20 protein-coding genes are annotated in these 24,393 nt (G+C 49.9%); 6 read left to right on the top strand and 14 right to left on the bottom strand.

All coding sequences use genetic code 11. The annotated features are described in order from the left end of the window. Positions 1 to 213 precede the first annotated feature (213 nt). Positions 214 to 1,593, top strand: a complete 1,380-nt coding sequence (locus tag ACTRXD_RS16695) for an HD-GYP domain-containing protein (protein ID WP_442432918.1) — start codon at positions 214 to 216, stop codon at positions 1,591 to 1,593. A 69-nt stretch (positions 1,594 to 1,662) separates the two neighbouring features. Here the strand turns inward: ACTRXD_RS16695 and ACTRXD_RS16690 are convergent, their stop codons facing one another. Further along, positions 1,663 to 2,202: a hypothetical protein gene (locus ACTRXD_RS16690; RefSeq protein WP_442432917.1), complete on the bottom strand. Its 540-nt coding sequence runs from the start codon at positions 2,200 to 2,202 to the stop codon at positions 1,663 to 1,665. Positions 2,203 to 2,326: 124 nt separating this feature from the next. On the opposite strand from ACTRXD_RS16690, the gene ACTRXD_RS16685 reads away from it, so the two are divergent. From ACTRXD_RS16685 to nhaB, 3 genes are all read left to right on the top strand, one after another. Further along, complete coding sequence (locus ACTRXD_RS16685; protein ID WP_442432916.1) at positions 2,327 to 4,048, top strand: GAF domain-containing protein; 1,722 nt, start codon at positions 2,327 to 2,329, stop codon at positions 4,046 to 4,048. Positions 4,049 to 4,170: 122 nt separating this feature from the next. Continuing rightward, positions 4,171 to 5,880: a SulP family inorganic anion transporter gene (locus ACTRXD_RS16680; protein ID WP_442432915.1), complete on the top strand. Its 1,710-nt coding sequence runs from the start codon at positions 4,171 to 4,173 to the stop codon at positions 5,878 to 5,880. Positions 5,881 to 6,078: 198 nt separating this feature from the next. Continuing rightward, complete coding sequence (nhaB, locus tag ACTRXD_RS16675; protein ID WP_442432914.1) at positions 6,079 to 7,671, top strand: sodium/proton antiporter NhaB; 1,593 nt, start codon at positions 6,079 to 6,081, stop codon at positions 7,669 to 7,671. Positions 7,672 to 7,812: 141 nt separating this feature from the next. Here the strand turns inward: nhaB and ACTRXD_RS16670 are convergent, their stop codons facing one another. The 12 genes from ACTRXD_RS16670 to ACTRXD_RS16615 form a co-directional block, all read right to left on the bottom strand. Beyond that, positions 7,813 to 8,892, bottom strand: a complete 1,080-nt coding sequence (locus tag ACTRXD_RS16670) for an OmpA family protein (RefSeq protein ID WP_442432913.1) — start codon at positions 8,890 to 8,892, stop codon at positions 7,813 to 7,815. Positions 8,893 to 9,360: 468 nt separating this feature from the next. After that, entirely contained in the window at positions 9,361 to 10,869 is a 1,509-nt protein-coding gene (locus tag ACTRXD_RS16665) for a complex I subunit 4 family protein (RefSeq protein ID WP_442432912.1), read from the bottom strand. A 135-nt stretch (positions 10,870 to 11,004) separates the two neighbouring features. After that, positions 11,005 to 13,182, bottom strand: coding sequence for an NADH-quinone oxidoreductase subunit 5 family protein (locus tag ACTRXD_RS16660; protein ID WP_442432911.1), 2,178 nt, complete (start codon positions 13,180 to 13,182; stop codon positions 11,005 to 11,007). Between the two features lie 30 nt (positions 13,183 to 13,212). After that, positions 13,213 to 14,682 carry a complex I subunit 5 family protein gene (locus tag ACTRXD_RS16655; protein WP_442432910.1) on the bottom strand — a complete coding sequence of 490 codons (1,470 nt, stop codon included), beginning with the start codon at positions 14,680 to 14,682 and terminating at the stop codon, positions 13,213 to 13,215. Further along, positions 14,679 to 15,059, bottom strand: coding sequence for a cation:proton antiporter subunit C (locus ACTRXD_RS16650; protein WP_312743574.1), 381 nt, complete (start codon positions 15,057 to 15,059; stop codon positions 14,679 to 14,681). Before ACTRXD_RS16650 ends, ACTRXD_RS16655 begins: the two co-directional genes overlap by 4 nt. After that, entirely contained in the window at positions 15,049 to 15,498 is a 450-nt protein-coding gene (locus ACTRXD_RS16645; protein ID WP_312645979.1) for an MnhB domain-containing protein, read from the bottom strand. Before ACTRXD_RS16645 ends, ACTRXD_RS16650 begins: the two co-directional genes overlap by 11 nt. Then, a complete protein-coding gene (locus ACTRXD_RS16640; protein WP_442432909.1) occupies positions 15,495 to 16,028 on the bottom strand; it encodes a DUF4040 domain-containing protein in 534 nt (177 codons plus the stop codon). The genes ACTRXD_RS16645 and ACTRXD_RS16640 overlap by 4 nt, the downstream gene beginning before the upstream one ends. Beyond that, positions 16,025 to 16,324 (bottom strand): monovalent cation/H(+) antiporter subunit G, encoded by a 300-nt coding sequence (mnhG, locus tag ACTRXD_RS16635; protein WP_442432908.1) that lies wholly within the window; start codon positions 16,322 to 16,324, stop codon positions 16,025 to 16,027. Before mnhG ends, ACTRXD_RS16640 begins: the two co-directional genes overlap by 4 nt. After that, on the bottom strand, positions 16,325 to 16,591 hold the full coding sequence (locus ACTRXD_RS16630) for a monovalent cation/H+ antiporter complex subunit F (RefSeq protein WP_442432907.1): 267 nt from the start codon (positions 16,589 to 16,591) through the stop codon (positions 16,325 to 16,327). Further along, on the bottom strand, positions 16,591 to 17,082 hold the full coding sequence (locus tag ACTRXD_RS16625) for a Na+/H+ antiporter subunit E (RefSeq protein WP_442432906.1): 492 nt from the start codon (positions 17,080 to 17,082) through the stop codon (positions 16,591 to 16,593). The genes ACTRXD_RS16630 and ACTRXD_RS16625 overlap by 1 nt, the downstream gene beginning before the upstream one ends. 484 nt (positions 17,083 to 17,566) lie before the next feature. Then, positions 17,567 to 20,593: a DUF2309 domain-containing protein gene (locus tag ACTRXD_RS16620; protein WP_442432905.1), complete on the bottom strand. Its 3,027-nt coding sequence runs from the start codon at positions 20,591 to 20,593 to the stop codon at positions 17,567 to 17,569. 188 nt (positions 20,594 to 20,781) lie between these two features. Next, positions 20,782 to 20,931: a hypothetical protein gene (locus ACTRXD_RS16615; protein WP_442432904.1), complete on the bottom strand. Its 150-nt coding sequence runs from the start codon at positions 20,929 to 20,931 to the stop codon at positions 20,782 to 20,784. Positions 20,932 to 21,109: 178 nt separating this feature from the next. Between ACTRXD_RS16615 and ACTRXD_RS16610 the strand changes: the two genes are divergently transcribed. Together ACTRXD_RS16610 and ACTRXD_RS16605 are read left to right on the top strand one after the other, a co-directional pair. Next, complete coding sequence (locus tag ACTRXD_RS16610; protein WP_442432903.1) at positions 21,110 to 21,481, top strand: DUF2294 domain-containing protein; 372 nt, start codon at positions 21,110 to 21,112, stop codon at positions 21,479 to 21,481. Between the two features lie 183 nt (positions 21,482 to 21,664). After that, positions 21,665 to 22,333 (top strand): hypothetical protein, encoded by a 669-nt coding sequence (locus tag ACTRXD_RS16605; protein ID WP_442432902.1) that lies wholly within the window; start codon positions 21,665 to 21,667, stop codon positions 22,331 to 22,333. A 342-nt stretch (positions 22,334 to 22,675) separates the two neighbouring features. On the opposite strand, the gene ACTRXD_RS16600 is transcribed toward ACTRXD_RS16605, so the two are convergent. Continuing rightward, on the bottom strand, positions 22,676 to 24,253 hold the full coding sequence (locus tag ACTRXD_RS16600) for a di-heme oxidoredictase family protein (RefSeq protein WP_442432901.1): 1,578 nt from the start codon (positions 24,251 to 24,253) through the stop codon (positions 22,676 to 22,678). Positions 24,254 to 24,393: the final 140 nt, after the last annotated feature.

Here is a 24,393-nt window from a genome sequence, read left to right as displayed (position 1 = left end):
TCCATCCGCATTTCTTTGTTACTTTTTTCCCGGACCTCCCCTTAATTTTACATTCCTTCCTTCCGACAAAGTCAGTAGCAACACTGTTGTAGAAAAACAGCCCACAACGGGGCAGATAATCTGCGTATTCTTTGCCCCATGACCACATACAACCCCAGGTCTCAATTGTCAGACAAACCCGATCATGACTTATGACTGAAATCGTGAGTTAACATGTCCTTCGTTCGACTTCATGCAACCGCTCTGCGACTGGGATTGTACATCAAGATTGAGGGATCCTGGTTCAGTCATCCGTTCCCAACCAATTCATTCAAAATCGAATCGGTGAAAGACCTCGAAACACTTCGTGGACTCACGAAGGTCAAGCTGTATTTCGATCCAGATCGTTCAGAGCCCGAAAGGATTCATTCAGACCACATCAAGGCGTTTGACCGGAAGGGTGTTCAAAGTACAGTAGAACCGGACAAAGAACTTTCAAACGAATCTGAGACCATCACCCCACACGATTCCTCAGAGGAGGAAGCAACTCCGGAAGATCCTATACAACGAAAAATCGCGCAACACCAAGCCTTCCAGGTCTACCAGGAACATTTGCAAGCAGTTGGTGGTCAATTTCAGGAGGTGGTGCAAGAAGCCAAACAGGTCATGCAGGACGTGATCACTGGCCGCCCTCGAGGACTCCGGACGGCCCAGAAAATTGTCGGAGAGCTTTATGAGATTCTCGATATCGCTGACAACTCGAGAGCACTGCTCAACCTTATCGGTTCCAACGAACCAAATGAGGAATTTTTCCTGCATGCGCTCAATGTCTGTTCATTATCCCTCATGGTCGGGCAGGATTTAGGATTATCGCGGGAAGACGCTGAAAAACTGGCTCTCGGAGCTCTGTTTCATGACATTGGTGAACTCAAGTTTCCGGCAGAGCACTTATTACGAAAAGGGTTGATGTCTGCTTCCGAACGGAAAAACTTTTTGAGTACGCATCCGAAATACGGTGTGGAGCTAGCCGAGAAATTGCCTAATTTCCCCTATGAAGCGATTGACGTGATTCGCCAGCACCATGAACGCCTGAACGGATCAGGATTCCCAACAGGGAAAAAAGACGATCAAATCAGTAGGTTCGCCAAAATCGTCATGGTGGTGGATGAGTATGATGAATTGTGCCATCACCCGGATCCAGCCAAATCTCTCATTCCCTCAGAGGCCCTATCCTATTTATACGTCAAATGCCGGCACACACTATGGCATGATGTGGTCGTTTCGTTAATCAGTCAGTTGGGTGTCTACCCTCCAGGCTCATTGGTTAACTTGAGTAATCAGAAGATTGGAATCGTTACCAGCGTGAATCTCGCGAACCGGCTCAGGCCGGTCATCCTCGTGTATGATGAACACACCTCTTCGGATGAACCGATTATTTTGAACCTGTCTGAAGAGGATGAGTCGCTCTCTATTGTCAGTGCCATTCGACCCGCTGACCTTTCTGCCAAAATCAGGGAATGCCTCAATCCTCGTCGAATCATCAGCTACTTTCCCTCTGCTTCTTCCACAGAATCCGGTGTCGGAGGTCTGCGCACTCTGGCCGGATCCACATAATCCCTGCAAAGGAACGCCTCGAAAGACCATTCTCACGAACACACCTTTTGTCTTGTGTTAGGTGGAGACCTATGAGCGAAAGGGCTGCCCAACGATCTGACGGATCCAGGCCACCCATGTACTCTTCGCTTCAAGGGGAGGCTCGGGATCAGGATACTCCACCCACAACTCCTGATTCCCAAGATACTGCTCACCAATAAAGATGCGTTGGGTTCGTAATTGACGATAGCCCCTCTCATGCAACATAGCAATGAGAGCTTGTAGGACCTGGTCTTCCGTAGGAACGGGATCGATATCTATCTGAAGCGATTCATAGCGGAGCCTGGCCTGGAATCCTCCCTCACGGGGAATGACATGGATTTGCCGATTAAACCCACGGTCACGGTCATCCAACCCGGCAACATGAAAGATATGGACGTGAGGAGATGTGGAACTCATACGCGTAGGGCCTATCATACCTCCGTTTGTCATCTTCGCATAAGAGGAAAAATGCCGTCGAGCCCTCGGAGGCTCTTCCAGTCTTTGCCCGTCCCCATACAGACTCTCTTCAGCCCACAACATGCCTTCGTCCAAAAGTATGCGCTCTCGGCTGGGATCATAGGCCACCATTTTCCGCTGACTCCTCTTGCACTCACTGGTGTGCTTTTCGTATCGTGTTCCCGAAGTTTTGTCACTGAATGCTGGGGGAATATTTGTGTCGTATCCCTCTTTTCATGTATTCCCATAAGATCCCATGCCAAGTCCGCTGTCCCTTCAAAACTCGGTTGAACGCCCTCAAAAAAATAGGGGTCAGGTCTTAGCTCTAGCCCTGCTTGTAGCCACAGTGGTCTTCGTGGTGGACCTCTTCCTTCCTATGGGAGTCGCCGAAGCGGTCCCTTATGTCGCTAGCGTCCTGATTGCCCTCCGGTCTCCGGATAAAAATGATCCGTTGCGTCTAGCAGGACTCTGTACTTTTTTAACAATAATCGGGTTTTATTTTTCACCGTCTGGTGCAGAACCATGGATTGGCATGACAAATCGGTCGATTGCCTTATTTGCCATTTGGTCGACCGCCCTGTTAGCCATGCAGGTGAGAGAGGCTGACGAGGCGACTCGTGACCAGAGTTCCATGCTGACTGGCATATTGTCGAATATGCCGGCCGTGGCATTTCGAATCGATCAGGAAGGGGTCATGCATGATTCCTTCGGTCGCGGCCTGGCTCGTTTCGGCCTAAAAGAACTGACCGCCATCGGCCGTATTCCCCTGGAACCACCCGATCAGATAAAAACCCAGATCAAGGAAGGAACGCTTTCCAATTCAGTGTTTTACGAGAGCAATGGCATTTTGCAGGGGAAGCCCTGGTGGTTTTTAAATTGTCTGTGCAAATTGGAAGGCGACCAACCGGGGCTCATAGGGTTTGGCATTGACATTACTGATCGTAAGCGTGCAGAGCGACGCCTGGCCTTGCATGATGTCATCGCAGATATCCTGACCACCGCGTCTAGCATTTCAGAAACATATCCTCAAATCCTCAAAGCCATTTGCCACACGCTGGAATGGAAGGTGGGCATCCTCTGGCGAATGGACTATCAGCGACAGGCCCTGGGAGCGGCCCTCATTTGGCCCTCGGACTCTCCTCAAGCTCAAGCCATGTCATCAGCACATTCCGGTTGGGCGCTCACGCCTGCTGTAGGACTAGCAGGGCAGGTGTGGGCCACTCGAAGTCCTCTCTGGATCAAGGACCTTGCCGACTACCCAAAAGATCCTAGAAGCCAGGTTGCCCTGGAAATGGGACTTCACGCCGGATTCGCTATTCCCATTTGCCTGGCTGAGAATACGAGAGCGGTTCTCGAATTTTTCTCCCCATTCCCCGAGGAACCGGATGATATGTTGCTTCAACGGCTTTCGAATATCGGTTTTCAAATTGGCCAGTATATCGAACGGGAGCATAAGGAACGTCGACTGGCCACGCATCACAGTTTAACCAATGTTCTCGCGGAATCTGCTGGATTGACTCAGGCGGCTTCCCTTATCCTGGAAGCCATTGGTGACAATTTAGGATGGGATCTCGGAGCAATTTGGACACTGGACTCCTCACAACAGGTCTTGCGTTGTCTCAATGTCTGGCATTCCCCTCACTTAAACCTGGATGCCTTTCGGCAGGAATCTCAATCGATAACCTTTGCACGAGGAGTGGGATTACCCGGTCGGGTTTGGAAAAGCGGCAAACCGTCATGGATCACCGATGTGGTATCCGACCCGAATTTCCCGCGTGCGGCTGCCGCCGCACGAGAAGGGCTCCATTCCGGATTCGCCTTCCCCATGAAATCGGGGACCGAAATTGTTGGCGTCATCGAATTTTTCCACAGAGATATTCAAAAGCCCGACGAAGAATTGTTGGCCATGTTTGCCTCCATTGGTCTTCAAATTGGCCAATTCATCCAGCGGACCGCCAAGCAAAGCCTCAATGGATAATCGATGGTCTCGTCAATTAATTTCGGCCTGATTGATTGGTAACCAACGCCATGCACGTGGGGTATCTTTTCCTGGCAGCTTTTGTGACCTATCATTCGAATCTACCGCCTCCCTCCTGAAAAATGGCTGCTACTTCTCCAGTGCTTTCATGGGTTAATGGTCTTCATTTCAATAACATACGGGGAGACCTGTATGGTGGTTTAGTGGCCGCGGTCGTGGCCTTACCGTTAGCCTTGGCCTTCGGAGTGACATCCGGACTCGGGGCCATTGCCGGTCTGTATGGAGCTATTTTTGTGGGGTTTTTCGCAGCCCTCTTCGGCGGGACTCCTGCACAGGCCTCAGGACCGACCGGTCCAATGACCGTGGTGATGGCCGGCATCATCTTGAACTTTGCCGATGAACCGGCATTGGCATTTACGGCTGTCATCCTCGGCGGGGTTTTTCAAGTCTTATTTGGACTGATGGGGTTTGGTCGGTATATCACCTTGGTCCCCTATCCGGTCATTTCAGGATTCATGAGCGGCATCGGAGGAATTATTCTCATTCTTCAGGTTGCCCCCTTTCTCGGTTTGGAAGCGAAGTCCAAAGTCGTGGCCAACCTCATGGCCATGCCTGAGTACCTCGCATCATTTTCTCTCCCCGCCATGTTGGTGGGGTCTCTCACATTGGCCATTGTCTATCTCACTCCCGCCTCTATCGGCAAACGCCTTCCCCCGGTGTTGTTGGCTCTCATCGTTGGAACGATGGTCGCTGAGATGTTCTTTCCAACTCTTCCGGTTATCGGAGATATTCCTACAGGATTTCCCACGCCGATTTGGCCGACCATGCATACCAATGCTCTCGTCGTAATGGTCGAAGAAGCCCTCGTCCTGGCATTATTGGGAACAATTGACAGCCTACTGACATCTCTCGTGTGTGACAACATGACACGGACCCAACATGACTCCAACCGGGAACTGATCGGCCAGGGCATTGGCAATATGGCTGCGGGGTTTTTCGGAGGCCTTCCTGGAGCCGGCGCTACTATGCGATCCGTGGCAAACATTCGAACCGGAGGCCGCACACCTCTCTCTGGCATGTTTATGGCAGTTGTCCTTCTCGGCACCCTGCTTGGCTTAGGACCTCTGGCCGAAAAAATTCCACTTGCGGTCCTCGCCGGTCTGCTTATCAAGGTCGGATTCGATATTATTGATTGGCGATTTCTGAAACATATGGCGCAAGCTCCACGAACCGAGGTTCTGGTGATGATCGTAGTCTTGTTGGTCACGGTGTTGATCGACCTCATCACGGCGGTGGGCATTGGCGTAGTACTGGCCAGCGTGATGTTCGTGAAGCGAATGGCCGATCTGGAACTTGAAAATCTCAGTGTGATCACGGGTACCTCGAAAGAAACACCGCTGTCGAAAGAGGAGCAACGCATCCTGGACCGAAACCGTGAGCGCATTATCATGATTCATGTGAATGGGCCGATGAGCTTCGGATCAGCTAAAGACATGGTTCGTCGATTAGAATCGGTGAAAAGTTTCAATACCTTTTCAAGCGTGGTTCTCGATCTCACATCGGTACCTTCCATCGACGGAACCGCTGCATTAGCCATCGAAGACATGCTGGTGATGGTGAAAACTCATCAGCAGGATGTCTTTTTCGTGGGTATGCGTCCGGGAGTCGCTCGAGTTCTCAAAGGACTCGGGGTGCTCGATCAGGTCCCACCTGAGCATCGATACCCTCTTCGGTTGGATGCATTACGCCACGCCGCTCATATAGGCGGATCCACTCATCCGTACGATGTCGCTCCCACAGAAATTCAATCCAAACATCCAGAACTTTCATGAGGTATGTTTTTTGATACATAGCCTTCTCTGTTTCTGAAAAAGCATTCATAGTGGAGCTGAGAAACTCGGCCCTGCACCCACTCCTTTAAAGGCCTGGATGCGAGAAAGATCACCAATCAGTGTATTGGGCCTAGTAGTATTGGTTTAATCAGTCAGACTCTATCTGGAACCATCGGTCCGAAAGGTTACCCAACTGAAATGAAGACAACAGTCCCTCAAGCGCTCATACAGAATTTCCTGAACCACACTCCAACCTGGTACAAGCTGACCATTCTTGGATTTTTAATCCTCAATCCCATCTTATTGATGAGCATTGGGTCGTTTTACACCGGATGGGTCCTCATCCTGGAGTTTATTTTTACGCTGGCTCTGGCTCTCAAAAGTTATCCGCTACAACCCGGTGGCTTGCTCGCACTTGAAGCCGTCCTATTGGGAATGACGACACCCGCTACGGTCTATCATGAAGCGCTCAATAATTTTCAGGTGATCCTGTTATTGATTTTCATGGTGGCCGGGATTTACTTCATGAAAGATTTGCTCTTGTTTCTGTTTACAAAAATTTTATTAGGCGTCCGTTCAAAAATTTTGTTGGGACTCTTGTTTTCCATCATGGGTGCCTTCCTTTCGGCATTTCTCGATGCCTTGACGGTCACGGCCGTCATCATTGCCGTCGCCTTAGGTTTTTATAACATTTACCACCGGGTGGCATCTGGCAAATCGTCTCAAACCTCTCATGATTCGACAAGCGATCATGAAATCGGCTCGCTTCACCGGGAAAATTTAGACAACTTCCGAGGATTTCTTCGAAATTTATTAATGCATGGAGCGGTGGGAACAGCATTGGGCGGAGTCTGTACTCTCGTGGGGGAACCCCAAAATTTATTGATCGCCGACAAGGCGGGCTGGGAATTTATGGAGTTCTTTTTGCGCATGGCCCCTGTGACACTTCCAGTTTTAGCCACGGGATTGTTCACCTGTATGTTTGTTGAAAAAATACGATGGTTTGATTATGGCTTTCAACTCCCGGACCCCGTTCGCCTCATTTTGGTGGAATTCGAAACTGAACAACAGAACCGACGGGATTCCGGGGACACGGCCAAGCTTATTATTCAAGCGATTGCCGGCATTTGGCTGATTGTTGCTTTAGCCTTTCACCTGGCGGAGGTGGGAATCATTGGACTCACGGTGATCGTATTTATTACCGCCTTTAACGGGATTATCGAAGAGCATCAACTTGGAGAGGCGTTTAAGGAAGCGCTTCCTTTCACGGCTCTCCTCGTCGTCTTTTTCGCCATTGTAGCGGTCATCCAGGATCAGAATCTGTTTTCCGGCATCATCGGGTATGGATTAAGTTTGCAAGGATCTCATCAAATCGGCATGTTTTATCTGGCCAATGGTATTCTTTCGGCTATCAGTGACAACGTCTTTGTTGCGACGGTTTACATTCAGGAAGTGCTCCGTGCCTTCCAGGCGGGAACCATTACCCGCGACCAATTTGACCTTTTGGCCGTTGCCATTAATACCGGCACGAATATCCCCAGTGTGGCAACCCCTAACGGACAAGCCGCATTTTTATTTTTATTAACCTCCTCACTGGCTCCAGTTATCCGCTTATCCTATGGAAAAATGGTATGGATGGCACTTCCCTATACGTTGACCATGGCAAGTGTCGGCCTGTTTTCCGTGTATTTTTTGTTGGATCCGACGACAGCATATTTATACGAGACCGGACTCATCCAACACCATAGCTTAAGTATCCCGGGCAATCCCACAGAACCGCCGGCACATTAATGATTGGAGAAGTCAGATAATAGGATAGGGAAAAGAAACGGCATCTCTGCAGCAAGGTTGACGCATGGCTCGATACAAGAGAGGAATGAAATGGTGAATCACTTCTGAAGCCAAATTGTTTGTTGTCGCCCTCGCCCCTTATTACGGGGCGAGTGTCGCCACAGTTTCATTGCCCTGAATCACTCGTTCCGGATAGAGGACAATTTCCACACGACGATTTTGAGCTCTTCCCTCTTCGGTCTCATTCGTCATCACCGGTCGCATATCAGCATAGCCCGTCGCTGAAAATTGTTTTGGATCCATTCCGGTTTGTTCAATCAGATACCGTAACACTGTCGTGGCGCGGGCGGTTGAAAGTTCCCAATTAGTGGGGTACTGTTTTTGTAGTTGTCCATAGATACGGTGGTTGTCCGTGTGACCTTCCACTTGAATATTTTTTCCCGGCACGGTCGCTAACACCTGGCCCACCTGCTTCATTATCCTGAGGCCCAGAGGGGTCAAATCTGCTTCACCCGATTCAAACAGGACTTGTCCCAGCATGGTCAGGACTAATCGATCATGATGTTGGGTCACCACCAGACTGTTGCCAAATTTGTCCTCAAGCGCCTTGGTAATGCGATCTATCTCCTCTCCGACTGTGAGAACTTCATATTTGACCTTCTCCAGTTGCGCTTCCTGAGCCTCCCGAGCTTTTCGGACCAATTCCAATTCATGTTTTAAACGCTCCACTTCTTTGAGCCGGGCCTCCAACCCCAAAAGCTCTTTTTCCAACTGACCATTCTGTTCACGAAGGTGAGACATCTGTCGGATTTGCCCATCTAAACCCGACCTGACCTTTGTGAGGGCGGCTGCCAAATCGTGAAAATCCACCGGCTCTCCTCCAAAAAGTGGATCGGTCAAAGAACCGGCTCCTTCCGAGTTTACGAGTTTTCGAATTTCCGTATACAATGCTTCCACTTCTTGTTGGACGGCGGCTAATTCTTCTTCCTTCATTTGATCTTGCACTTCAACGGTATGCTCAAGAGCCGTCTTGGTTTCTTGAAGCTGCAGGACTTCAGTTTGCTTCTCTTCAACAGCCTGCTGCAAGCGTTCAAGTTCCGCTATCGTGGACTCATGATTTTTTTCGTATTCTTGGAGGGCACGTTCATGTGATTGTTGACTCACACACCCGACCACCACGGTACATGCCACTGCCACAAGTAAAGTGTTCCCCAGTTTCATAGTGCCTGCTCCTTCACGTTTACCGCCTCTCCTCACCTCAGGTTCTCTACTATCAATGACACCTGAGCATTCAAGACTGGTTGGTAACTTTGGGCCTATATGGCTTCAATCTTCTCTTCTGGGTGCCATGGCCAACCTTAGTGACCGGGAAGGCTTCCGCCACCAGAGAGAGCAGTGAAGATTATTCTCGGCATTCTGGATAGGACACTTGAGAAAACCTGCAGGAACAAGGAAGAAGCTGCTCAAAGAGGTCAGAATGACCTGTTAATATCCCCAAGGAGCACCACCGACACTGTTTCAATTCGCAGGGGATCAATGGGGAAAGATGAAAGGAGAAAATGTTGGCGCGGAGGGGTATTGGGAATGGGAGAGGTTTAATCGTTATCTCTCGTGCTCACCAACCGAGAGCTGTCCAAGCCATGGTTCATCGGAAACTATCGTCTTTATCACGATTACCGGCTTCGTCCCTCACCGAAGGGACACCTCGTGGATTATCCCCACCTGGTACTGTGCCATATGCTGAGCCAAGTGCGTGACGCTCGAATCCATCATTTCCATGAGTGGTGACGGGTACAAGCCGATCCCCAAGATTAAAACCGCAAGAGGGATCACCGTCACCAACTCTCGCATATTCAGATCCGATAGTTGTGCAATGGTCGAATTTTTTGGTTGACCCAACACCACCCGTTGGAGCATCCAGAGCATATAGGCAGCAGCGAGGACAATGCCCCCCATGGCCCACAACACCTTGAAATAGCTTTCAAAAGACGTTCCGACCAAGACCAAAAATTCTCCAATAAAATTACACGTGCCAGGCAGTCCAAAGGATGCCACCGAAAACAGACAAAAAAGTGCCACAAACCGGGGCATCGATTTTTGCAATCCTCCATAATCCTGAATCGACCGGCTATGGGTCCGATCATACAATTGCCCGACAGCCAAAAAGAGGGCTCCTGTAGTAATCCCATGGTTCACCATCTGCAAGATGGCTCCTTGAATACCATGGTTATTGAACACGAAAATTCCCAGTGTCACGAATCCCATATGCGAAATGGACGAGTAGGCCACAAGCTTTTTCAGGTCAGACTGGGCCAAGGCCATATATCCTCCATACACAATAGCCGCCACTGATAACCACAAGATAAACGGGGCAAAGGTCACTGAGGCTTCAGGAAACATGGGGAGACAAAATCGTAAAAATCCATATCCACCCATTTTTAACAGCACTCCTGCCAAAAGAACGCTTCCAGCCGTGGGAGCTTCGGAATGGGCATCCGGTAGCCAGGTGTGAAAGGGCAACATGGGTAATTTAATGGCAAAGGCTAGGAAGAATGCCAGAAATATCCAAAACTGGGCGTCGGGGGAATAGGTGTTCTCCGCCAACGCTAAAATATCGAATGTCCGCCCCCCTTCCACGTACAACCCGAGTATCGCCAAGAGTAAAATCAGGCTTCCTGACAAACTGTACAAGACGAATTTGATGCCGGCCGCTATGCGTTGGGGCCCACCCCAGAGAATGATCATGAAATACATGGGAATCATCGTGACTTCCCACAACATAAAAAACAAAAACAGGTCCAGAGCGGTAAACACCACAATCATGGCCCCTTCGACCAACAGAATCATCGCCATAAAGGAGCGTACACGGGTGGTAATTGATTGCCAGGAGCAGAGGACGCAAAAGGGACAGAGCAAAGTCGTAAGTAAAACCAGAAGAAGACTAATTCCATCCACTCCGACAGCATATTGAATATTAAAGGTCGGCATCCATGCCATCCGCTCCACGAATTGCATGCTTTGAGTGGAAAAATCAAATTCTCTCAGCAGCACAAGTGCAAGAACAGCGTCACCCAGCGTACACCCCAGAGCCACACGCCGAATCCATTCCTGATCCTGAATACAGGCAATGATCCCAATGCCCAAAAACGGCATCGCAATCATGATACTCAACAGATGTTCAGTGAAGATTGTATTCATAGTCTCCCCTTCATGACATGCCGGTCATGGTACATCCAGGACATGAAAGACGCCCTCTCGTTTTTCACACACTCCGATTTTGAATTGCCGTATCGTGTTCGTTTCCCAATAATCACTGACAAGCTACCGGTGGAATCACATGACAAACCAAAACAACAACCCAATCCCCACAATCAGCCAGAAAATCATGACCAGTAAATGGTGCTGTAATGTGCGAGGTTCTAGTTCCTGCATCATATTCCCTGTACTCGCGGCTTGATTCCCGGCACGAACCACATTCTTGTCGAGAACCTTGATCTCGATTCTTTTCCATAGCCAATTGGCGATACCTAGGCTCCGTTGGCCGATACCCACGACGACCCGATCGACGCCGCGAAGGTCCACCACCCGCCAGAGCCAACCGGCTATTCCTACGCTATTCCGTCCCAAACCTACGACCAGCCCGTCAATTCCCCGAAGGTCCACCACCCGCCACATCCACTTCGCCGCCAACACCGACACATTTGCGATTCCCATGATCAGGGCGTCAAACACATTCCGGTCGACAACCCGCCATAGCCAGCGGGCCAACCGGAGAGTGGGCACCACAACATACGCTTCATATATTTCATCGAAATACAATTTATTCAGAAAGTGGACATACCATCGCTTGCTCATTTCCGATTGTTGGAACCAGGAACCCGAAAATTTTGTCAAGGAAAAGTACCCAACCGCGACACCGAGAACAGCCACAGCAAATGCAACAAGAAGTTGCAAGCCGGTCTCACTCGAAGTTTCCTTTGGAATCTGAGCCATCCGATGTCCCACGACAGGGGACAGAAATTCCGAAAACCAACTCCATAAGACCAGCAACAGGCTTCCAATAATTCCAATGACAGCCAAAATTCCCAGAAAGTGGATGGGGGAAAAGAAACGAGGCTGGATGGCCTGCCTCCCCATTCCACCTCCATGACCCATTGAATGCGGTTGACCAAACAAGACCAGGACACCACGCATGACATACATGGCAGAAAAAAATACCGTCAGAAATCCCAAAACCCAAAATGTCCATTGGGCGGAGGATCCCGATTGAATCATCCACAATTGCTCATACGGCCCGAAAAAGATGAGGAACGGCGGAAGACAGGCCAACAGCAAAGCTCCTAACACTAAGGGCCCCATAGAAAGCATTGATGACCCATGAGGAACATGCGACGAAGACACATGTCCATGGGAGCCAACAGAACGAAGTGCATTTCCCGTCGATAGAAATAAAAATCCTTTCAAACATCCATGGGCCAACATATGAAAAATAGAGACGACAAAGGCTCCGACTCCGCAGGTCATGATCATGAAACCGATTTGACCGATGGTGGAAAACGCCAGCATGCGCTTAATATCCACCTGAGTCAGGGAGACAAGGGTTGCAAAAAGTGCGGTCACCCCTCCGATCAATGCAATGACGGTCATGGCTTCTGGCGAAAGCATCACGAGGGGACTCATGCGAACCAACAAAAATGGGCCGGCATTCACCATGGTCGCGGCGTGAATCAACGCAGAAACGGGTGTGGGCGCTTCCATGGCAAAGGGGAGCCAGACATGGAACGGCACTTGTGCGGACTTTCCCATGGCTCCCAGGAAAAGAAAAAGTGTAATGAGCGTGAGGATATGAACGGGCACGTCCAGCCCTAGCCAGCCGAACAGGTTGACGGTGTTTCCCTGTATGGATGAGGCTTCCCCTAAAATCGTCTGAATATCCAGTGTTCCAAAAGTGGAATAGGTCAGAATGACTCCAAAGCCCAAGCCCACATCCGCGACCGAATTCACGAGAAAGGCCTTGGTCGCCGCCTGAGCAGATGATTGCCGCTCCCCCCAATGAGAAATTAACAAGTAAGAACAAATTCCCATGATCTCCCAGAACACAAACAACATGAGCAGATTATTGCTCATAACCAGCATGATCATCGAAAACGTAAACAGCGCGATGACCGCAAAGAAACGGTTATACCGGGGATCGCCGATCATATAACGTGACGCATACACATGCACCACGCTGCTCACACCGGTCACCAAGAGCAGAAGCAAGACTGTGAGCTGGTCGACGTAGAGACCCAAATCTACAACCAGGTCTCCCGATTTGAACAGTCGGTAGAGTGGAATGGAGAAAGCCCCGTCTGATGCGACTCGAGCAAACGCGACGGCAGAAAAAACAAATGAGAAAGCCATCGCAGGAATGCCGATCCTATGGCCTTGCTCTCCAAGCCAGGGTTTCCCCAGCACGAGAACCAGAACAGCCATCAGAGGAAGGAGGGGAATAAGAATGAGGAATGTCATAATCAGGAGGTCACCATATGCCCGATCCTGCTAAAGCCCTGGTGGAACCGCATTCTTGAGGAGAAAGCTGACAATATGATCGCTCATCAGTCCCAAAACAATGACTGCCGCGGACGTGGCGCCGAGACCAATTTTCACCGCCAACGGAATCTCACGCATGAGAGGAGGCTGCTGGGCGGAGCGGTCCCGAAATACCCGTTCAAATAATTTCACGAAATAGGCCAGAGTCAACAGAGTCGCAATCAGCACCGCGACAATGGCAAGGTAATTTTGCGCTTCCACCGCGCCAAGAATGATATACCATTTTCCAAAAAATCCCCCGGTTGGAGGAATCCCGATCATCGACAGGGCTATGACGACCAGAGCCACCGACATCCATCCCGCTCCGCCCTGCAGTCGCCCAAGATCCTCAATAGTGCGAACCCCGTACAGATGAATAATTGCCCCCGCCCAAAAAAACAATCCCGCTTGCATCACGGCATCATTCAAGAGGTAGAACACTCCTCCGACAAAACCCGTTTGATTTCCGAGACTAATCCCCACCAGAATCAATCCGATATGCGAAAGCCCTCCATAGGCAAACATGCGTTTGATTTCTACTTGGGACAGAGCCAGGAATGCGCCAACCAGGGCTGCAAGAGCGCCCAATACTCCCACTAAAAACAGGATAGGGATCTGGTAGACCACCGCCTGGGCTCCAAGGACCCAAAACATAATGCGAATCCATCCATACAGCGCGACCTTCGTCACTAAAGATGCCAGCATTGGTGACACTCTATCTGGCGCATACGTATACGCATCCGGCAACCACCCGTGGAGCGGTACCAATGCCATCTTGATGCCCAGCCCAATGAACATGAATAACACACCAACGGCAAGGGCCTTGGATGTCACCAGAGAGGGCACCCGCTGAGCCAGATCTGCCATATTGAGCGTACCCGTCTCGGCGTATAAATACCCCACTCCCAGAAGATACAAAGAGGCTCCGAAGGTCCCTAAAATTAAATACCGGAATCCGGCAACCAGCGCCTTCCCGCCGGCCAACCCGACCAAGGCATACGCACACAGGGCGGATACTTCTAAGAACACGAAAAGATTGAAGAGATCCCCGGCAAACACCATACCGATCAGGCTGGCCATCAATAATAAGACCAGGGTATAAAACGGGACAATCCGGCTTCCAAGGTAAGGAAACAAGACTGAACTGAGGAAGGTGATACACACCAACCCAACCAGACTCAAAGCCACGGTCATGACGCTGGCCAAACCGTCCGCCACCCACTCAATCCCGACCGGAGCTGCCCATCCCCCAAAGTCATAATGAATGGTCCCGTTTTGAAGAACTCCTACCAGATTAGCGAAGGAGACCGGAACCATCGCAGCCAGCACACCAATCGATAACAGCCGACACCACTCCCGATGCTTGATCCCGATTAATGGTAAACAAATGGCCAAACCGAGAGGTAAGAGGAAAAGAATTACAGGAAGGTGTCGCGTCATTCCAGCCTTTTGAGAATTTCTTCTTCATCCAGGCTGCCGTATTTTTTATATATGGCATCGGCCAGCGCCAACGAGACTCCCAGGGTGGCAACACCCACCACAATCGCCGTCAATGTCAGCACATGAGGGAGGGGATTCGCATAGACTTCCGGTTGAACGATCTCGGTCGTGGAGAGCAAAATGGGCACCGTCGCGCCTTTTTTGGCACTGGTGGTGACGAGGAAAAAGATCACACTCGTTTGCATGAGATACATCCCGATGAGTTTTTTCACCAGATTGTATCGGGTCACCATAATATAGATGCCCCACAGAAACAGCAGGACAAAGGCAATGTAGTTGGGGCGCTGCAGCCACCCCCCGATCATCTCAAACATCATATTCCTGCTCGGTATCGTGATAGGCCAAGCTGAGAACGATAGAAATCCCTGTCACCGCAACATCCACGGCCACGCCGATTTGTGCCAGCAAAATCCCCGTATACCGACGGGCGGGAGCATCCAAACCCGGAATCTCCAAATTGGCATAGTTCAGAAATTCCCCACCTCCGATGAGGCATAAGCCACCTACTCCCACAAAAATAATCAGTCCGATCCCATCGCCATGCAAGACCTTTTCCACCAAACGTCCCTGGGGTGATTTCAGTCCGAACACCAAAAAAGTCAGGATCATACTGGTGGTCCAAATGACGCCGGCTACAAATCCTCCTCCAGGACCGTACTGGCCGAAGAACAAGACGTACAACGCAAACAACTGGGCCAGAGGGATAAGCAAGCGACTCATGGTCTGAACAATGATGCTGTCGTGGATCTGTTTCATGAGCCTGGCTCCCGTAATAACAAGGCACAGGCAATGCCGGCCGTAAATATCACCACGGTTTCTATCAACGTATCAAATGCCCGATAGTCCATCAGCACCGAGGTGACCACATTCGGCGTGAGCGTGTCCGCATAGCTACTCTGTAAGTACACAGGAGAAATGTGCACGTTGGGCGGAGAGGTAGGGTCGCCAAACTGAGGAAGATCATTCGCCGCTAATAACAACAGCAGGCCCAGCAAGGGCAGTCCGAGGACTCCCGCTAGAGGAGGAGGGGGACGACGAAGGCGGCTATCCTTGGGAGCGGTATCAAACAACGTGATAAGGAATAACACGGTACCCAACCCGGCGCCAATAACGGCTTCGACAAATGCCACATCCACCGCGCCTAACCAAGCCCAAACCAGGGACAAAAAGAAACTATACGACCCGAGGATAAACACTGAACTCATCAATTCCTTAACCAAAAATGTGGCGCTGGCCGCGGTCAGGACCAAAAGTAACAGCAAGGCAATATTCACGGAATACATCATTGGTCTTCCTCCGTCTGAGGTTTGAGGCCAGACCGATAGGCCGCTCGAATCGTGGCATGAGCAATGACCGGATTCAACAGGATGAGCAAGACCAGGACGACCAGAATCTTCAACATATTGATGCCGAAACCCTGGTACAAAGCTAGGCCCGCGAGAACACAAATTGCGCCTAAGGAATCAGTCAGGGAGACCGCATGGGATCGCGAAAACACATCAGGAAGGCGTATTGTGCCAATGGCGGCCACCACCAGGAAAAATACCCCCGCCAGAATTAACCCGATGGCAATAACGCCCATTTAGGGTGCTCCTCGTTGCTCAAGAAACTTGGCAATGGCAAACGCTCCCACCAGGTTCAGAAGCGCATACCCCGTGGAGATGTCCACAAACATCTCCACACGGTCATAGACTGTTCCCATGACGACGCCAAGAATGATGGCTTTGGTCGATATTCCCGCCAATCCTAATACCCGATCAAACACCGTGGGACCCTGGATCACCCGGTATAAATACACGAGGATCAGAAATGACAACGTTATTAATAAAAATAGAAAAAAATCAATCATCACAAATTCGTGTCTTCCTGAAAGACCCGGGCAATTTTGCGCTCCATCCGGCCGGTGGTGAGATCATTCCCTGCTGCCTCATCTATGGCATGCACGAGGAAAGTATTGTCGTTAATTTCCACGGTAATGGTGCCTGGCGTGAGGGTCACAGAATTCCCAAGCACAACGATCGCGCCCCGATGTTTTAATTGAGATCGATAGGTGATAAGTCTGGGCTTAATGGGTAACGAGGGATTTAGAATGAGTTTCGTCAAATGCAGACTACTCTCCACAATCCGTAAAAAAAGCCACGGGCCGTACAGCACCAGCCGGCCCCATGGGAATTGCTGAAAGGGAGAATGAGGAAACCCCGTATTTAACCAGGCGACTCCACACGAGGCCGTGAATCCGAGAACGAGATGAAAATTGTCATACTTCCCTGATAACACAAGCCAGCCACAAAATAAGGCCAAGGTGTTCGCGATAAACTGTTTGGGGAAGGAAGATTTCATCTTATATTATCTTTAAATCAAAACCTGAACGTCACGAATCAACGAACCCGATAAAGTATAAAAAAAGCCAACCAAATGTTTTTCGAATGAAGTGTTCAAAAAACCTGGTTGGCTTGTACTGTCTCCAGCCTATCGGAACTAACCAAATGCTGGGAACCCTACTGCCAAGATGAATGATGTTTCGGCAAACCGGATGTTCCCACTCTCCCGACTCAGCCTGCGCCAAATAAAAAAAGAGGCCTCATCCTTTTGAACAATCTGCAAGCCTCCGACCTTATACCAGGCACCCTCTTCCATCCACAACTCCGAATCAAAGAGATAGGTTCAACTGGAGTCGTTTACCAACCTACTAAGGGCTCCTTAATCCTGTGGATGGAACCGAAAGCCCTAAGAAATACTCATCCCACGTGGGAGATGATAGGAGATTCGATCAGGAATTCAAAGCACGGCGGAAGTCAAAAAGTCGTTCATTCGTATCATGAAATCATATGTTCATCGTGACCGGTTCCCAGGTTAAGTCAGAGAGATACCGTGAAAAGATTTTGGAGTCCGGATCAAACGCGACGACGTGCATCCATTGATTATGGAAAACATGCTGAAGCAACACGTGCTTCTGAATGATAGACCGTATTCGATCCGGCGGCGCCTCAATGATGGCCAGTAAGCGCATGGGTTCATGATAATGCCGCGCCCCATCGTTTACCGATTGGAGGGGAAGGCCTTTTTGCAGGTCACTCTGGCTCCCTAACATCACACCGACTCCGGCAACCATATTGTGAATGACCTTGCTCCCACCCCCGTAGGCCCAAGGATCCACCGACGAAAAGTAATACGTTAAGTTAATCAATTCGCCCACGATGAGTGGTGCGGTCATGATTTTTTCAAGAAGACTCCCATCAAAATCCGGAGCAGGGTCGTAAGAATGCAAAAAGACTCTCCCGTCCAAATCCAGATCTTTGGTAAGTGCCCGCCTTCCAATCAAAAATGCGGCATTCCCTGACAATCCCCATTCAGGACGCGAATTAGCCCAATCCATGCTCCGCTGCCTGACATGCTTGAACGCGTCACGGGGAGACACCGCGGTGGGAGCCCCTGGAATGCGCTGGCATCGTTCCAATGCCTGATACGTGCCAGCCTGCTCCAAGTCCCTCACCAACAGTGCTAAATCCTCTACATGGGTAGCAGGAACATCGACCAGGTCATACATTGTCACTCGATCTGTGGTCGTGTTGTGCTTGGCGGGAAGAAACCAGGTGTCCTCTGGGATGACCAGACCATGATCGTTCAGAATTTTCCGAACCTCTGGATTATTGGCCATGGCTGCAAAGACACGAGCATTCGGGTCACCATGACTGCCTCCACATGCGCCACAATCCAGCGCCGCATAATAAGGGTTGTTTTCGGACTGGCTACCGTGACCGCAGATCATCACAAACCGGCCAAAGTTTTTCGTGAGCCCGATCACTCGCAATCCCCCCTCCACAAAGGCCGCTTGCTCCAATGGGGTGAAACCTAGTGCCAGTGCTCCCAATCGTGGATGTCCCTGCTCGTTTCCACGTGAAGCCTCAACGGGAATTTGCGTGGCAACGGTGCCCCCCAACCACTGCTGCAACCGCTGCTTGACAGCATCGAAGGATGTTCGAAACAGCGTTTTTCCTGCCAACCCGACGCTAAAAAACATCCCTAGCACATCAATTAACATAAAAGAAGCAAATGGATTGTGTTTCAAATCATGGAAGAGATGATGACTGAGTTGATGCCACCTCGTTCCCGAGAGGTAGTCCTTCACCCGATCATTCTGCCCGACTCGCGGCACTTCGTTCACTTCCGCATTTGGTGTCAACAAAATCGGACACAAAGCCAAGTGGTCGTGGCTATCAAATGCCACATGACTCATGGGCACGCCAAAAAATCCCGCATACCCAAATGTTTCATACGCCCCCTGAGCTTCAAGATGACGCCGAAACGACTCCGAGCGAGCATCGATACAAAAAATCCCTTGTGCCCGCGGCCGCTCATGGTTAACGGGTGTTACCCCTTGATGTCCGCTGATGTTTCTCAGCAAATACTCCCGATAAACGTCCTCATACGCTTCAAGCCATACCGGTCCATGTTCAGATTGGGGGAAGAGGTCCAGCCACTCCAGTAATGTTGACATGTCGCTGTAGGACAAGTCATGGACCTCAATTGGGGTCAATTCCAAAAACTGAGCCAAGTGAAAAAGTCGCCATGCTTGATGACACACCGCATGATTATTAGGGTCGGTGACATGAGAAGGAGGAAGGCTCAACGCCTGTCCACGCTTACGTTGTTCGTTCCAATAAGCGAGGAGTGCAGGTAACGTCCCCATGATTCCCCATTCCCGTTGACAAAGTCCCTCTACCATTCCAGATTCATAAAAAAGGCGGACGGCCAGATATTGCAGTGGATCAATGGGATAGTGTTGTTGGGGAGGATACCCAGTGTGCTCACTACGCCATCGGATAAATCCTGCCCAACCTGGCAATTGAGCCAGATGCCGTGAGAGATAGTTTTGCCAGCGTTCCTTTGGAATTTTGAGATCTTCCAGATGTTTGCACAACATTTCTTCCGGTGCTTCGGACAGTTCGCCGAATTTTTTTCGAAGATCTGGAATCCCGAGGAATCTGCCTGAGAGATCCCCTTCAGCTAATTCTCTCCATGCAGCATAAAACCCCTTGTCTCTTGAAGGCATACCCCATCCCGCAACACCTTCGTCGACAAATGCCCCAATCCATTTGATCATGTGGGTATTGATGGTCTCAACCAGCACGCTACCCGTCTCACTATCCAGCCAATCACCCAGCGTCCTGTCTATAGGTAAATCAACCGGAACAAGTGCAATCTCACGTTCTGACGCATTAGCGCTCCGACTTGGATCAGATGCATGAAAAGAAGGCAGACCCGATACAGGGTCAGACAACTGGCACGCTGCCAACGAACTTTTCCAGAGGTTATGCAGATAGGCGGATTCCGGATCATGGCGGCACTTTTCGCACTCCCGAATCGTTCGGTCAATAATGGAGGATCGAGAATCCTCCGGAAGATTGGATCGAAATCGTGTGGGCAGGCCCTCTAATTCCAGAGCCCACGTCATTAGCACAGCAGGTAAGATTTCAATCCCATATGCGGCATGAATGCGCCAGACATCGTAGACATGAATGGTGCGTGCTCCAACTCGAATGGTATCCCGTGAAGGTAATGAGGGCCCTACCCGACGAAGTGCCCGTTCAAGAGCCGGCAGAGTAATCCGACCTTGATAAAAGAATTGGCGATACTCTTCAACAGGCAGAAATCCCCTTGCCCCCAGCAACTGATTGGCTTCTTCGATCGCACGAGCAAATGGTAGATGCTCGAGGTCCCGAATGGGATTGTAATAAGCAAAGGTTTTCATCGGCCAATATGGCCCGATGGGCTGACAGGCCTCATTAACGATTTCTCGAAGCCATTTCCAATTCGTCACCGTTGAACGATCTTGCTCAAGCCTGTTCATTGCCCCATTTCCACTTTTTAACAGCACGGACATCTTGTAGCGTCGAATTAAGGTTTAAAGGAATCATTTGCGCTCTTCCTGTTTAAAATAACGGGAATCAGGGTGAAATGGCAGAGGGGAAAGCCTGACAAGCCCATGCACCCAACTCATTAGATTTAAGTTAATTTAGCAGCGTGCATACACTCTATTTACAATAAAAAAGCCAACCGATGGGCGTCTCCTCCTTTTAGCTTCAGGAGATCACTCGGTTGGCTTATGCTATCGCGTACCTCAATCACATGGTGAATGATGCAGGCGATCCGACAAACCCGTTCTACGATCAAGGTCAAAACCAGCACAGTTACCACCCTCCTCAGGCATTCGAGGAGAAGTCCATTGTCTTCTTGACCTCACATGAACAATACGCTTATATCAGGGGGACAGGTTGTTCCTCAAGCTCCTGACATTCTTTCCTACGGGATTGTGATCGATCGATAGTGAATGGGCAAGGTGCGTCTTGCCGGAAAGCATTTCTCTATGAAACCCCTCTTCACACGAGGTGAAATGGAATCGGCGATCCGAAATGCCATCATTAAATTTGAACAGGAATTCATGGGCCGCGGACCCACCGATGTTCGAGCCAGCCTTCTACGCGACACCATCCTCATTCGGCTCAAAGGCGTTCTTACGCCAGCCGAACGCCAACTGGCTAAGAGTGAAGAAGGCATTGGAATGGTCAAACAGATGCGCCAAAATCTCATCTCCCAAGGAAGAGAGCAACTGTGTCGTGAAATCCTGGAGATCACTGGTGCGGAAACAACTGCCCTATTTACGGATATCGATACCCGGATCGAAGAACGCATCATCGTCCTGACTTTAGATCGTGATTTGGAGGCGACATTCCGGTAAACAGCCTCTATCTGAGACATCAACCACCTCACAGGTTCCCTGTAAATAAACGGGGCGGTAACACCGTCTAGGAATTCTCATGTACCGGTTTTCTATTTCCTTTTTTCTCCATTTCCCGGCATTTTGGATTGACCGAAAAATTTGAGTCTTGACTTCCAGGGGATTTGCCTTATCTTTGAGAATATGAAAGTTCAACGTGTTTTAACCCATGATGAGAAAAAAGCTTCTGAGGCGGCCTTTCGGGGATTGCCGATGAATGATTCGTGGACGGATTCTGCCAAAGCCGTCTATGAAGGTCTTCTTCAAGCATTAGGGAAGACCCCCTTGAACGATCTTAATCCTTCAGAAGAAGAACACACCCAGTCTCCGGAAAGTTCCGATCTTTTGCCTTCAGGTTTTTCTGAACCGTCCCAATCAGGTCTTTCACTCAATTCCGGGGATATTCCTGCTGAATTTGAATCACTCCCGATCCGGTCTCGAAAAGAAGCCATTGAATCCGGAATACTTAAAGATGTCACACCAATCGCACAAAGCGTGGGGCTGGATTTTTGCGTAGGCATGACCAACCCGCTCTGGGATCAATACATCACTCCTTCATCGGATTATACCGAAGAACTTATTCAAACCCGTCTACGCGATACACTGGTGGCTGTCCGCCTCAGGTTGGCCATCCTGAAAACACCAACTTCGCTGGTGGATGTTCCTATCTTGTTACAATTTCCTCCCGAACCCACCCCTCAGCTCTGCCTCACCTTTGCGCTATTTCACAAGGATCCGGTTGATGGCGATTGCCTGCTCCTGATCCATCCAGGGGAGGTCTTCGCAACCCGTCAAGCATTTGAGAACAATTAACGCGCTCACCTGCCATACCTCAGGACATTCTTATCGGCAAGCAAAGCCTTCTCCCGATTCCAACCCCATACCGCTTGTGTTTGTTGCCGACCGATACAAATCAAAATAGACCTTCAACATTGCTTTGGAACGCGTAACAATGAGGGATGAGGCGAAAAGCAAATGGAGTGAGAAGCAAGGAAATTGAAAACCATGTGGTTTGTTCTTCCTGCTTGATGTTCCACCGCACAAAAATGAAAAGGGCCATGGGGAAAATCCCCAATAGCGAGGGAGGGTTCAAGCCCGTGAGCTTTTAACTCACGGGCTTGAGACTATTGGCCAGATAAGAGCAAAAAAAACCGCTTATTCCAAATCCCTGGGATTGTTGAATAATGAAGGCAAGGCAATATTCCCATGGCCGTACTGGGGGAAATTCGGGGCCTGGGGATCCCCCGGATTCAAATTGGAAGCCGTATCGTCCGGCGGAAACAAGACCAAGGTCTGTAGAAAATCGATTACCTGCCCTTGCTTTACATCCGGTAACCGGGCAAACCGATCTCGCGCTTCCTTCGCTTCACCGCCATGCCGCATGATGACCGACCATAGATCGATACTCCGCCCGTCATGCCCGTAAGGAGCGGTCGTACCCACTCCCCAGAGTGGTTCGGTCATAAATTCCTTGGTCAACGTGCCATCAAAGTTGCGTTCCCAATAGGTTGAGCCCAAGTCATGGCGTTTGAAATCCGCATAGATATTCTTGACGACAAAGCGCTGTCCCTTTGCCTTTTTCACCGAAGGCGAACCCGATGCCGGGATTTCTTGGAACAGAGGAGTCGCCACGGCGAACAGGTCATTAAATATCCCTTTCTGTTCGTTAAACGAAGTTTCCACATCAGCCACCCGCCGATCTCTCTCAATGACCAAATTTTGGATATGACAGCCGGTACATTGAATGTCCTGGAAAACCTTTTCACCTTTTTCGGTATCATACGTCTGGCGCCCAATGGCGGGTTTAAAATAATTCAACAAATAAAACTCAAGATGGTCCACCACACTCACAGGAATTTCATTAGCGACCCCATCTCGATCTGGATCATCACTTTCACTGGAAGCCGGAGGAGCTTCGATAGTATCGGTCTCTCCATTTAATACCATTCCCGATGGCGTCACCACTTTCTCACCGCCAGCAGCCTTTGCTAGATCAGGATCAAAAGCTTCCATACCCATTTCCCCATTTAATGCCCCCACAACGAATTCTCTGATGGAAATCGTGCCCCCGTGATGAAAAAATGGCCGTACCCGAAGATCCGCATCGACGCCTTCTAATCGTAATGGATCCACCGAACCGTCAGGATTGACTCGAATTTTTCCATAGGAAATACCTTTACTCTTCAATGAGACCTCCACCGAACTTCGTCCACCCTTGGCTCTGGCAATGGCCTGATCTCTGGTTTGTCGAAGATCCTGGGTAATTTCATCGGCAAGCATTTCGATAATTCCTAATCCGAATAAATGCGGGGCATCCCGGCTATCAGGACGGGTAAACACGTCTCCACCAAACCCCGCCGAGCTACGAGGACGTCCATGGCAGGCCGCACAACTATCGGCTAAACCTGCACCCAGCGAGTTATCAGCGCTAATATCTCCAAACCCGTCACCATTGCGTGGGCCCATCCCTTGAGATATGGTGAACTTTCGTTGAAAGAGATTTCGGCCACGACGAATGGAGCGGAACGGATCCCGGTTAATGATGTATAGCGAGGAATCGGGAGTATTGATATTTCCCCGGCCAGCCCCAATTTGCTGCTCTAATGATTTCTTAATCCCTGCCTGCTCAGTATTAGGATGTTGAAAGATATCGGTTTCCTGTGCCTGAGCTCCAGGTAAATCTGTTATAAACGACATCGTGCTCAGCACTAGGAACAAAAAGAACGTGGACATACTACTCCTCTCATACCGTCGCATAAAAAATCTCGCTTTCCTGGGGGAAAACAGTTGAAATTACTGAGGGGGAGTCAGACTTTTCTGACAAAAGCAGTTGAAATTACTGAGGGGAATCAAACTTCTCTCCTCATGCAGAA

It is taken from the genome of Nitrospira sp. T9, assembly GCF_052156535.1.
GTDB lineage: Bacteria > Nitrospirota > Nitrospiria > Nitrospirales > UBA8639 > Nitrospira_E.
Note: the sequence above shows the minus strand (reverse complement) of the source record. Positions and strands in the feature narration are given on the sequence as shown.

Bases quoted from the DNA above. Each gene is read 5' to 3' on its own strand.
- ACTRXD_RS16695 (WP_442432918.1), top strand. From the start codon at position 214: ATGTCCTTCGTTCGACTTCATGCAACCGCTCTGCGACTGGGATTGTAC.
- ACTRXD_RS16690 (WP_442432917.1), bottom strand. From the start codon at position 2,202: ATGGTGGCCTATGATCCCAGCCGAGAGCGCATACTTTTGGACGAAGGC.
- ACTRXD_RS16685 (WP_442432916.1), top strand. From the start codon at position 2,327: ATGCCAAGTCCGCTGTCCCTTCAAAACTCGGTTGAACGCCCTCAAAAA.
- ACTRXD_RS16680 (WP_442432915.1), top strand. From the start codon at position 4,171: ATGGCTGCTACTTCTCCAGTGCTTTCATGGGTTAATGGTCTTCATTTC.
- nhaB (WP_442432914.1), top strand. From the start codon at position 6,079: ATGAAGACAACAGTCCCTCAAGCGCTCATACAGAATTTCCTGAACCAC.
- ACTRXD_RS16670 (WP_442432913.1), bottom strand. From the start codon at position 8,892: ATGAAACTGGGGAACACTTTACTTGTGGCAGTGGCATGTACCGTGGTG.
- ACTRXD_RS16665 (WP_442432912.1), bottom strand. From the start codon at position 10,869: ATGAATACAATCTTCACTGAACATCTGTTGAGTATCATGATTGCGATG.
- ACTRXD_RS16660 (WP_442432911.1), bottom strand. From the start codon at position 13,182: ATGACATTCCTCATTCTTATTCCCCTCCTTCCTCTGATGGCTGTTCTG.
- ACTRXD_RS16655 (WP_442432910.1), bottom strand. From the start codon at position 14,682: ATGACGCGACACCTTCCTGTAATTCTTTTCCTCTTACCTCTCGGTTTG.
- ACTRXD_RS16650 (WP_312743574.1), bottom strand. From the start codon at position 15,059: ATGATGTTTGAGATGATCGGGGGGTGGCTGCAGCGCCCCAACTACATT.
- ACTRXD_RS16645 (WP_312645979.1), bottom strand. From the start codon at position 15,498: ATGAAACAGATCCACGACAGCATCATTGTTCAGACCATGAGTCGCTTG.
- ACTRXD_RS16640 (WP_442432909.1), bottom strand. From the start codon at position 16,028: ATGATGTATTCCGTGAATATTGCCTTGCTGTTACTTTTGGTCCTGACC.
- mnhG (WP_442432908.1), bottom strand. From the start codon at position 16,324: ATGGGCGTTATTGCCATCGGGTTAATTCTGGCGGGGGTATTTTTCCTG.
- ACTRXD_RS16630 (WP_442432907.1), bottom strand. From the start codon at position 16,591: ATGATTGATTTTTTTCTATTTTTATTAATAACGTTGTCATTTCTGATC.
- ACTRXD_RS16625 (WP_442432906.1), bottom strand. From the start codon at position 17,082: ATGAAATCTTCCTTCCCCAAACAGTTTATCGCGAACACCTTGGCCTTA.
- ACTRXD_RS16620 (WP_442432905.1), bottom strand. From the start codon at position 20,593: ATGAACAGGCTTGAGCAAGATCGTTCAACGGTGACGAATTGGAAATGG.
- ACTRXD_RS16610 (WP_442432903.1), top strand. From the start codon at position 21,110: ATGAAACCCCTCTTCACACGAGGTGAAATGGAATCGGCGATCCGAAAT.
- ACTRXD_RS16605 (WP_442432902.1), top strand. From the start codon at position 21,665: ATGAAAGTTCAACGTGTTTTAACCCATGATGAGAAAAAAGCTTCTGAG.
- ACTRXD_RS16600 (WP_442432901.1), bottom strand. From the start codon at position 24,253: ATGTCCACGTTCTTTTTGTTCCTAGTGCTGAGCACGATGTCGTTTATA.